Source organism: Campylobacter sp. CNRCH_2013_0671h (genome assembly GCF_025773055.1).
Taxonomy (GTDB): domain Bacteria; phylum Campylobacterota; class Campylobacteria; order Campylobacterales; family Campylobacteraceae; genus Campylobacter_D; species Campylobacter_D lari_D.
Map to the genome: position 1 here is coordinate 1 of NZ_JAKMTG010000018.1, position 11,423 is coordinate 11,423.

General features: G+C 28.3%; 11 protein-coding genes. All 11 read left to right on the top strand.

Annotated elements, in window-relative coordinates:
* The first annotated feature begins 51 nt into the window (after positions 1–51).
* Positions 52–594: a dTDP-4-dehydrorhamnose 3,5-epimerase family protein gene (locus L8X97_RS08065; protein ID WP_263663041.1), complete on the top strand. Its 543-nt coding sequence runs from the start codon at positions 52–54 to the stop codon at positions 592–594.
* Between the two features lie 3 nt (positions 595–597).
* Positions 598–1,641 carry an NAD-dependent epimerase/dehydratase family protein gene (locus L8X97_RS08070; protein ID WP_263663042.1) on the top strand — a complete coding sequence of 348 codons (1,044 nt, stop codon included), beginning with the start codon at positions 598–600 and terminating at the stop codon, positions 1,639–1,641.
* Between the two features lie 12 nt (positions 1,642–1,653).
* Entirely contained in the window at positions 1,654–2,685 is a 1,032-nt protein-coding gene (locus tag L8X97_RS08075; RefSeq protein ID WP_263663043.1) for a GDP-mannose 4,6-dehydratase, read from the top strand.
* Between the two features lie 2 nt (positions 2,686–2,687).
* A complete protein-coding gene (locus L8X97_RS08080; protein WP_263663050.1) occupies positions 2,688–3,707 on the top strand; it encodes a dehydrogenase in 1,020 nt (339 codons plus the stop codon).
* Positions 3,695–4,288 carry a D-sedoheptulose 7-phosphate isomerase gene (locus tag L8X97_RS08085; RefSeq protein WP_263663044.1) on the top strand — a complete coding sequence of 198 codons (594 nt, stop codon included), beginning with the start codon at positions 3,695–3,697 and terminating at the stop codon, positions 4,286–4,288. Before L8X97_RS08080 ends, L8X97_RS08085 begins: the two co-directional genes overlap by 13 nt.
* On the top strand, positions 4,289–4,963 hold the full coding sequence (locus tag L8X97_RS08090) for a nucleotidyltransferase family protein (RefSeq protein WP_263663045.1): 675 nt from the start codon (positions 4,289–4,291) through the stop codon (positions 4,961–4,963).
* A gap of 14 nt (positions 4,964–4,977) precedes the next feature.
* Entirely contained in the window at positions 4,978–6,807 is a 1,830-nt protein-coding gene (locus tag L8X97_RS08095; RefSeq protein WP_263663046.1) for a DUF2972 domain-containing protein, read from the top strand.
* Positions 6,808–6,869: 62 nt separating this feature from the next.
* Positions 6,870–7,253, top strand: coding sequence for an HAD hydrolase family protein (locus L8X97_RS08100; protein WP_263663051.1), 384 nt, complete (start codon positions 6,870–6,872; stop codon positions 7,251–7,253).
* Positions 7,250–8,788 carry a capsular biosynthesis protein gene (locus L8X97_RS08105; RefSeq protein WP_263663047.1) on the top strand — a complete coding sequence of 513 codons (1,539 nt, stop codon included), beginning with the start codon at positions 7,250–7,252 and terminating at the stop codon, positions 8,786–8,788. The genes L8X97_RS08100 and L8X97_RS08105 overlap by 4 nt, the downstream gene beginning before the upstream one ends.
* On the top strand, positions 8,785–9,516 hold the full coding sequence (locus tag L8X97_RS08110; protein WP_263663048.1) for a glycosyltransferase family 2 protein: 732 nt from the start codon (positions 8,785–8,787) through the stop codon (positions 9,514–9,516). The genes L8X97_RS08105 and L8X97_RS08110 overlap by 4 nt, the downstream gene beginning before the upstream one ends.
* Before the next feature lie 14 nt (positions 9,517–9,530).
* Positions 9,531–11,381 (top strand): DUF2972 domain-containing protein, encoded by a 1,851-nt coding sequence (locus L8X97_RS08115; RefSeq protein WP_263663049.1) that lies wholly within the window; start codon positions 9,531–9,533, stop codon positions 11,379–11,381.
* The last annotated feature ends 42 nt before the right edge of the window (positions 11,382–11,423 follow it).

Below are 11,423 nucleotides of genomic sequence, written 5' to 3' on the forward strand. Positions count from 1 at the left end.
ACTGTGGTTTGAGATAAAAAGACTAAAAAAAGAGATTAAAAAGAGGTAAGTATGGCGATAGAATTTGATATACAAGAATCAAAAATTTTAAAAGGAGTATATATAATAACTCCTAATAAATTTAGGGATTTGAGAGGAGAGATATGGACAGCTTTTACAAGTGAAACCATAGATAAACTTTTGCCAGATAATCTTCAATTTATACATGATAAATTTATTCACTCTAAACATAATGTTATAAGAGGTATACACGGGGATCATAAAACATATAAACTAGCTACTTGTGTTTATGGAGAAATCCATCAGGTTGTGGTTGATTGTAGGCAAGATTCACCTACTTATTTAAAACATGAAAAATTTATAATAAATCAAGATAACCAAAAAATTATCTTAGTTCCAGCTGGATTTGGAAATGCACATTATGTAAGTAGTGAAAGTGCGGTATATTATTACAAATGCGCATATAAAGGAGAATATGTTGATGCAAATGAACAATTCACTTATGCTTGGAATGATGAGAGAATAGGGGTTGATTGGCCAACAAAATCTCCGATCCTTTCAGAAAGAGATATTTTAGCTGTAAGCAAGGAGTGATTTATGGAAAAAAAATCTAAGATTTATATAGTAGGACACCGTGGATCTGCTGGAAGTGCTATAATGGAAAAATTGCAAAAACTAGGTTGTAATAATCTAATATATGCAACAAGGGAAGAGTTAAACTTACTTGATTTTGGTGCTGTAAAAAAATTTTTTGATAATAATCAACCAGAATATGTTTTTTTTGCAGCGGCAAAAATGAGTGCTTTGGGTGTAAAAGCTCCAGCTGATATTTTATACGAAAATTTAACAATTCAGAATAATATATTTTTCAATTCGTATAGTTCAAATGTAAAAAAATTAATTTTTTTTGGTAGTTCTTGGATGTATCCTCAACATGCAGACAATCCTATCAAAGAAGAAAGTTTGCTTACAAGTGAGTTAGAATATAATGCTGAACCATATGCTTTAGCAAAGATTGCTGGAGTTAGAATGTGTGAATTTTATAATTTACAATATAATACTAATTTTATTTCAGTTGCATTGACTAATTTATATGGAAAAACAGCTGATTATAACTTAAAAACAGCTAGGGTATTGCCAGCGATGCTTAGAAAATTTCATTTAGCAAAACTTCTTAATGAAAAGAGGTATGATGAAATTTTATTAGATCTTAACTTGCAAGATCAAGATGAAGCGATAAATTATCTTAATGCTAATGGAATTCATGAAGAACATATAGAGCTTTGGGGCGCAGGTAAGACTAGGAGAGAATTTATGCATTCAGATGATTTAGCAGATGTTTGTATATATATAATGAATAATATTAATTTTAGTGATCTATCTAAAAATAATATAAAAAATACACATATTAATGTGGGCACAGGTAGTGATTTATCTATTGCAGAATTAGCTTATTTAATAAAACAAATTACACAGTATCAAGGTGAAATAAAATTTGATATAAGCAAACCAGATAGTTCTATGAATAGACTACTTGATTGTTCTAAAATTCATTCTTTGGGTTGGAAACATAAAATAGAACTTGAAGAAGGTATTAAGATGATGTATGAAGATTATCTTCAAAATAGTAAAAAAGCTTAAGAGAGTTTTGATATGAAAAAAACAGTGTTAATTACAGGTTTTACAGGTCAAGTTGGCTCACAAATGGCAGATTTCTTGCTAGAAAATACAGATTATAATGTTATAGGTATGATGCGTTGGCAAGAACCTATGGATAATATCTATCATCTAAGTGATAGGATCAATAAAAAAGATAGAATTAGCATTTTTTATGCTGATTTGAATGATTATTCAAGCATTCAAAAGCTTTTTGAAAGCAAAAGACCGGATGTGATCTTTCATTTGGCTGCACAGTCTTACCCAAAAACTTCTTTTGATATACCTATAGAAACCTTACAAACTAATATCATAGGCACAGCAAATATTTTAGAAAATATTAGATTGTTAAAAGCCAAAGATGGCTATGATCCTGTAGTGCATGTGTGTTCTTCTAGTGAAGTTTATGGTAGGGCAAAAGTAGGTATTAAGTTAAATGAAGATACAACTTTTCATGGTGCAAGTCCTTATAGTATAAGTAAAATCGGTACGGATTATTTGGGAAGATTTTATGGCGAGGCTTATGGTATAAAAACTTATGTCACCAGGATGGGAACTCATAGTGGTCCAAGACGCTCTGATGTATTTTTTGAAAGTACGGTTGCAAAACAAATCGCATTGATTGAAGCGGGTTATCAAGAGCCTATTATCAAAGTAGGAAATTTATCGAGTGTAAGAACTTTTCAAGATTGCCGTGATGCTATAAGGGCTTATTATTTACTCTCGTTAGAAAGTGAAAAAGGTAAAGTTCCTTGCGGGGAAGCTTTTAATATAGCAGGTGAAGAAGCTTTTAAACTTCCTGAGGTTATCGATATACTTTTGAGTCTTTCTGCAAGAAAAGATATCAAAGTAGAACAAGATGAAGAAAGATTGCGTCCTATTGATGCAGATTATCAAATGTTTGATAATACTAAAATCAAAAGTTATATCAATTGGAAGCCAGAAATTCCAGCTAGACAGATGTTTGAGGATTTACTAAATCATTGGAGAAAAGAAATCTCTATGGGTAGAATCCCACTAAATAGGTAGCAATCATGATAATTCGTTCTCAAACTCCATTGCGTTTGGGTTTAGCTGGTGGGGGTACTGATATAAATTTATATTGTGATCAATACACAGGTTATGTTTTAAATGCGACTATATCTTTATATGTACATTGTACTTTAGTAGAAAGAGAAGATGGGAAAATCATTTTTGATTCATCAGATACAAATGCAAAAGTAGAATATAAAAGCAAAGATTTTTTAGAAAATGACGGTAAGCTAGATCTTTATAAAGCAATTTACAATCGTTTAGTAAAAGACTATGTTAAAAAACCTTTGAGTTTTTCTTTGCATACTTATTCAGATGTACCAAGTGGTAGTGGACTTGGTGGTAGTTCTACTTTGGTTGTGGGTATTATCAAAGCATTTGCTGAGTGGTTGAATTTACCTTTGGGTGAGTATGAGATCGCACGTTTGGCTTATGAGATTGAACGAGAAGATATGGCTATAGTAGGTGGTGCACAAGATCAATATGCAGCAACTTTTGGTGGATTTAACTTTATGGAATTTTATGATCAAAAAAGAGTGATGGTTAACCCTTTACGCATTAAAAATTGGATAGCAAGCGAGCTTGAGGCCAGAGTTTTGCTTTATTTTACAAATATTACCAGAGAAGCTAAAGATATAGAAGAGCATAAAAAAGGAAAGCTAGGAGATGAAAATTCACTTAATGCTATGCACGCGATAAAACAAGATGCGCTAGATATGAAAGAAGCATTGTTTAGAGCTGACTTTAATAAAATAGCTCAAATCCTAGGTAGGTCATGGCAATCAAAAAAGATCATTTCCGATATAGTAAGTAATGATGAGCTTGAAAGAATTTATCATTTAGCCATGGAAAATGGTGCCTATAGTGGCAAAACAAGTGGAGCGGGTGCTGGAGGGTTTATGTTTTTTATGGTTGATCCTATAAAAAAATATAAACTTAAAAAAATTCTAAATGAACAGCAAGGATATGTGCAAGAATTCTACTTCACTAAAGAAGGAGCAAAATCGTGGAAAATTTAAATTTATATATAAAATCTCATTTTATTGATTCAATTGATATTAAAACTAAGATTTTAAATGATAATGATATGATCAGTGTAATTAAAGAGGTATCTTTAAAAGTGGTCAACGCCTATAAAAATGGCAATAAAACTTTACTAGCAGGCAATGGAGGAAGTGCAGCTGATGCGCAGCATATAGCTGGGGAGTTTGTGAGTAGATTTTACTTTGATAGACCTGGTATTGCAAGCATTGCTTTAAGTACTGATACGAGTATTTTAACAGCTATTAGCAATGACTATGGTTATGAAAATTTATTTGCAAGACAAGTGCAAGCTCAAGGTGTGAGCGGAGATGTTTTTATAGGAATTTCTACAAGTGGAAATAGTAAAAATATCTTAAAAGCTTTAGAAATTTGTAAAGAAAAAGGAATTTTAAGCATAGGTTTAACCGGGGCTAGTGGCGGTGCTATGAATAAACTTTGTGATTATTGTATCAAAGTACCATCATCTTGTACACCAAGGATTCAAGAAGCGCATATTTTAATAGGTCATATCATCTGTGCTATAGTAGAAGAAGAGCTTTTTGGTAAAGGGTTTTGATTGCAAGCTATAGTTTTAGCAGGAGGTCTTGGCACAAGGTTAAAAAGTGTAGTGCAAGATCTTCCAAAGCCTATGGCGCCTATTAATGGAAAGCCGTTTTTAGCTTTTGTTTTGGAGTATTTAAAAAAACAAGGAATTACTGAAGTTGTTTTAAGTGTTTCGTATAAATATGAACTTATTCAAGAGTTCTTTAAAGATGAATTTCAAGGTATAAAAATACGCTATAACATTGAAAAAGAACTTTTGGGTACAGGTGGAGCTATAAAAGATGCTTTGAAATTTATACAAAGTCAAGTTTATGTTTTAAATGGCGATACTATTTTTGATATTGATCTAAAAAAACTTGTTTTGAATGATAGTAAAATTTGTATCGCATTAAAACAAATGCAAAATTTTGATCGATATGGTACTGTAAATGTTGATGATCAAGGTATTGTAATATCTTTTGAAGAAAAAGTATCTAAAAAGCAAGGTTTAATCAATGGTGGTATATACTTACTAAAAAAAGATATTTTTGATGAATTTGATTTAGAGAAAAAATTTTCTTTTGAAGATTTTTTGCAAGTAAATCATAAGATATTAAAAATACAAACCCAAAATTTTGATGATTATTTTATTGATATTGGGATACCACAAGATTATGAAAAATTTTGCAACCTCAAATCACAATATTGATACAAGGAACTCTAATGTTTAACCCAAATAGCGCTATAGATAGGATAAAAAATTCACTTTCTTATAAATTAGGTTTTGCTATCTTAGAGCATAAAAAACAACATGGGGGAGGGTATATAACCCTATCATATAAATTATATAAGATAAATCAACAACACAAAAAAGAACAAAAACTATATAAGCAAACTATTAAAATATTTCCACAACTTACATATCTTAAAGTAGAATCTTGCAGAGATTATAATGAAAGCATAAAATATAAATATCATTTTTCTTATATGCTAGGAGAAGCTTTAATTAAAGCCCATAAAACCTGGCACAAAGGAGGGTATTTTAAATTACCTTCTTTGTTAAAAGAAAAATATAAGCTATATAAAAATATTCAAAATATTATTAACATATTACCTCAAAATTTACACTATCATTTTTACAATTCAACAATAAAAAATCATAAAATAAATATTCAAGATTTGATTGATATTTTGAAACAGCATAAAGATTATAAACCTATATTAGAAAACATATTTCATAATTTTGACTTTTTTATAAAACATTTTGATCTTATTAGAATTTGGCTATCTTCGAAAGATTTTAAAGAAAAATACAAACAAGAAAATCACCCTTACCCTTCTTTGCTTGATCCTAAAAAACTAAATGATCAAAACGAAAAGATTAACTATAAAAATATTCCTGCTGAACTTGCATGGGAAATGAATTTACCTTTACCGGATAATTATAAGTTTGTGTTTTTGCTTATTCATGGAGCGGGAACCACAACTATGACAAGATACCTTCGAATTTGCGATATTAACTTAAATCGACATTGGGGAGATCCTATTTTTCAATATATGGATAGTTACCGTCTTTTGATGAAGTGTTTAGGTTGTTATAATGCTATTATTTTAGCTGGACAAGTTCAACAAAGACATAAAAATATGGTGTTAAAATTTTATTACTTAATACAAAAAATCGTGCCTGCTATTTGTGTGGTACGAGATCCTATATCTACTTTAAGACCGATTGTAAACCATTATGGAAATTTAAAACACCCAAAAGAACAAATTCGAAGTGATATTGATGTATATTCTAATTTAAATGAAATATTTGATATTAAAGTACCTTATGCTTATCCAGATATAAAAGGAAATCCTACATTAAATACTGTTAAAGAATATGCTTATGATAAATATGGAGATTTTTTTATTTTAAATTTAAAAATTAATGTTATAAAAAATATTAATAAAATTTTTTATATAAGTATGGATGATATTTTACCTGGAAGATCATACAAAACACTTTGTGATTTATCGGAAAAGCTCGGTTTTAAATTTCCTAATGATAATGAATTATTTTATCAAAAAACAAATTCTTCGGATTATCATGTTGATTTGTTGTTTTTTCCGAAAAGAATCCATATCAGACAAGGGAATAGTAATATTGTATTAGAAATAACTAAGCAAAAAAAATATTCAGATGAGTATATAGATTGCAATAATTTGTTTACTATAAGTGATTTTTTATTAAATGAAATTTGTTTGATAGTATATGCTAAGCGTATTGACTATGATAGTTTAAAACATATAATTCGTGATAGCTTTATTGTAGGTTTTTTTCTTGAGTATTTTGATAGATTGGAGTCATTTTATTTAAATGAAAGAAAAAAACTTATTAATGAAAAAGATATGCTTATGTTTATGAGAAAAGATAAAAAGATAGTGCTGCAATATAAAGAAAAATTTGATAGAGAGTTTGCTCATCTTAAGCAATGCAGACCCGATATAGTTGCCTCTTGGAAATACTATCAAGAATTCGAAAGAATGTGTAAAGAATTGGATGGTAATTAATACTAAAGAAAGATAAAAAAAGTATAATATAATAAAAACAAGGAAAGACTATTAAGAATATTATTATTGATTTAGATGGAACTTTAACATTAGATACTGATGCTTCTTACAAAGATAAGCCAATAAATACAGATGTTTTAAGGCAACTATGTTATTATAAGGAATTAGGTTTTAAAGTAACTATATTTACTAGTAGAAATATGAGAACATATCAGGGTGATATTGAAAAAATTAAGCATAATACATTGCCAATAATTGTAGAGTGGCTTGATAAGCATAAAGTTCCTTATGATGATATTGTTATAGGAAAGCCATGGTGTGGTTACGATGGTTTCTATGTCGATGATAAAGCTATAAGACCTTCTGAATTCGCAAGATATTCTTATGAGGAAATTATCGAGATTCTTCAAAAAGAAAATCCATATAAAGATGGAGGAAATAGATGATTTTTATTATGTCATCGGCTTATTGCTCTGATGATTTTGAGCTAGAATTTGGAAAAATTCCTCCTTCTTTTTTGCCACTGGGTAATAAAAGATTATATGAGTATCAGATTGAGCTTTTTCGCAACTTAAATGAGTCGATAATATTAACTCTTCCTCAAAGTTTTCAAATTAGTGGATATGATTTTCTAAAGTTAAAATCACTAGGTGTAAAGATTTTATATATTCCTGAAAGTATGCAATTGGCAGAAGCTTTGATTTATGCTATTAATATGAATTCTCCAATCAATGAGTCGATTTATATATTGCACGGTGATACATATTTTAGTTCTATACAGTCTTTAAAAAATCATTTGGTGGTTTCAAAGGTAAAAGAGAATTATAAATGGGCGTACTTGTTTAAAGAGAAAGTATTGAATTATAGGATAAAAAATAACATTTCGGAAGACTATGAATTGGTTTTATCTGGTTTTATGAATATTGAATATCCATACTTTTTAGTTAAGTGTCTTTTGGATAATCATTATTCTTTTGTTGATGGGTTAAGAGAATATTCCAATATTCATGCTTTTAGTATAGTTCAAGATAACTCATGGTTAGATTTTGGCTTGATAACAAATTATTTTCATTCTAAAAAAAAATTTAGCACACAAAGAGCTTTTAATCATTTATTAATTGATGAAAACTTTGTGATAAAGTCTTCAAATTGGGATAGTAAAATCAGAGCCGAGATCAATTGGTATAGAAAATTTCCACAAGAATATAACATGTACTTGCCAAGATTTTATTGCGAAAAAGCAGGTTCTTATCGATTGGAGTATTTGTACCATAATACCTTATTAGAGTTGTTTGTTTTTGGAAAATTACCACATTATATTTGGCGTAATATTTTTGGGTCTATAAAAGTATTTTTAAACACTATTCATAAATTTAAAAGTGATAAAGAGATTGTTTTTGATTATAAAGCTAAAACGTTAAAAAGATTAAAACAAATCAATCATCCAGAAATTAGTTTTTCTAAAAAATATTCTTTTGGTAATTATGAAAGTATATCGATATGTGAAATCCTAAATTCATTAGATAAAAATATATCACAAAAACAAGATATAAGATTAATTCATGGAGATTTTTGTTTTAGCAATATTGTGTATGATTTTAGATCAAAGAATATAAAAACATTTGATCCTAGGGGAATGGACTTTGATGAGAATATAACAGTCTATGGAGATATACGTTATGATTATGCGAAATTGGTACACTCTGTATTAGGTTTGTATGATTTTATTGTTTCTGGTTTTTCAAGATGTGAAATTCAAAAAGATAAAATATTTTTGTCTATAGATGTGAGTGATGAAGTAGTTAAAATTCAGGAAGAATTTTTTACAATGTTCGAAATTGATAAGCAAATTTGCTCTATTGCTATACACCTATTTGCTTCTATGCTTCCTTTGCATGCTGATGATAGTGACAGACAAAAAGCTTTATTTGCTAATATTTTTAGATTATATTTTTATTTTAAAGATAAAGGTTTGGTATGACTATTATTTTTCCTATGGCTGGACTTAGTTCGCGATTTTTAAATGCAGGTTATAAAATACCAAAATATATGCTTAAAATACAAAATGAAACTGTATTTTATAATGCGGTTTTTGGGTTTAAGCATTATTTTGAAGATTGCAATTTTCTATTTATTTATAGAGATATACATAATACCGAAAATTTTATTGCAGATGAGTGTGAAAAACTTAAAATCAAAAATAAAATTCTTGTAAAACTTGATGATGAAACTCAAGGGCAGGCTCATACGGTTATGCTTGGATTGGAAAAAGCTCATATTGATGATAATGAAAATATATTGATTTTTAATATAGATACTTTTAGATACAATTATATTTTACCTGATCTTGACTATGAGAAATTGGATGGATATTTGGAAGTATTTCAGGCTGATGGAGAACAGTGGTCGTTTGTTTTACCTGGTGATGATAAAAATGTTTTGAAGACAACTGAAAAAGAAAGAATTTCTAATCTTTGTAGTAGTGGATTATATTATTTTAAAAAAAACAAAGACTTTAAAGAGTCTTTTAAATTTTCGTATGAAAACAAGCTGTATGTAAAAAATGAACTATATATAGCACCATTATATAACTATTTGATTAAAAATGATAAACAAATTAAATATCATGAGATAAAAATGAGTGATGTAATATTTTGCGGAACACCACAAGATTATGAAAAATTTTGCAACCTCAAATCACAATATTGATACAAGGAACTCTAATGTTTAACCCAAATAGCGCTATAGATAGGATAAAAAATTCACTTTCTTATAAATTAGGTTTTGCTATCTTAGAGCATAAAAAACAACATGGGGGAGGGTATATAACCCTATCATATAAATTATATAAGATAAATCAACAACACAAAAAAGAACAAAAACTATATAAGCAAACTATTAAAATATTTCCACAACTTACATATCTTAAAGTAGAATCTTGCAGAGATTATAATGAAAGCATAAAATATAAATATCATTTTTCTTATATGCTAGGAGAAGCTTTAATTAAAGCCCATAAAACCTGGCACAAAGGAGGGTATTTTAAATTACCTTCTTTGTTAAAAGAAAAATATAAGCTATATAAAAATATTCAAAATATTATTAACATATTACCTCAAAATTTACACTATCATTTTTACAATTCAACAATAAAAAATCATAAAATAAATATTCAAGATTTGATTGATATTTTGAAACAGCATAAAGATTATAAACCTATATTAGAAAACATATTTCATAATTTTGACTTTTTTATAAAACATTTTGATCTTATTAGAATTTGGCTATCTTCGAAAGATTTTAAAGAAAAATACAAACAAGAAAATCACCCTTACCCTTCTTTGCTTGATCCTAAAAAACTAAATGATCAAAACGAAAAGATTAACTATAAAAATATTCCTGCTGAACTTGCATGGGAAATGAATTTACCTTTACCGGATAATTATAAGTTTGTGTTTTTATCTGGAGGGCTTTCTGGGCATGCTGCAATGATGTCTTTTTTTAGTGCATGTAATATTGGGTATTTATATCATCATATGAATCCCATAAAAAGTAGATATATAGAATACTATGGCTTTAATGAAAATTTGGATAAGTATGCAATTATAACTTATGGACAGTATAGTTTATCACAGGGGCTTAATATCATTTGTAAATACTTAAATTTAGTGAAGATAAACATTCCAATTGTTTTTTTGGTTAGAGATCCTATATCTAGATTAAAGACGGGTGTGAATCATCCAATTTTAAATCCAAAAAGCGAAAAAGATTTATGTTTAAATAGTGATTATCGTAAGGTTTTTAAGAATAAAATGTATGTTGGTGATATTGGAAGAAAATTTTATTATGCAGATAAACCGAGTATGAAATATCTACCTAGATGGATTAATGATGATACAATATATCAAACATCGCTTTGCAATATGATGCCAAGTGAAAATATCACCTACATTGATATGGAGGAAATTAAACCAGAAAAAGCATTTGATACAATGTGCGCTTTGGCAAATAAATTTGGATTTAACAAGCCTATTGATGAAAGTTTTTTTAAGGGAGTAATGAATGGAGATTTGACAGGTTTTATCCCAATTAATTTTTTTGCTAATGAGGAAAATTTAGATTGCAATGATGTTTTTGTTTATAAAAACAATAGCATCCATCTTCAAATAACATCTACAAATTTAATTAAATTCTATGGGAAATCCAAAGAATATATCAACATTATAAGTGATTTTTTTGATAAACCTTTAAAATATGACAATTTAGGTATTTTTATAAAACCACAAGACTATGAGCAGTTAAAGCAGAATTGTGAGCTGCTACAAGCCACAAAAAAATATTTGGCAAATTTTATAAAGGCATTGGAAGAAAGAATAGAGATTGAAAAATCTAAATTATTTAAAGAAGATGATGTGTTAAATTATTTAAAAGAAAACAAAGAACTAAGGATTAGATTAAAAAAATTACTTGACAAAGAACTTATTCATATTAAGCAATACAGACCGGATATAGTTGCCTCTTGGAAATACTATCAAGAATTTGAAAGAATGTGTAAAGAATTGGATGGAAATTAATAACAATACAAGGTAAAAAAGATATAATCATAAAATAATTTT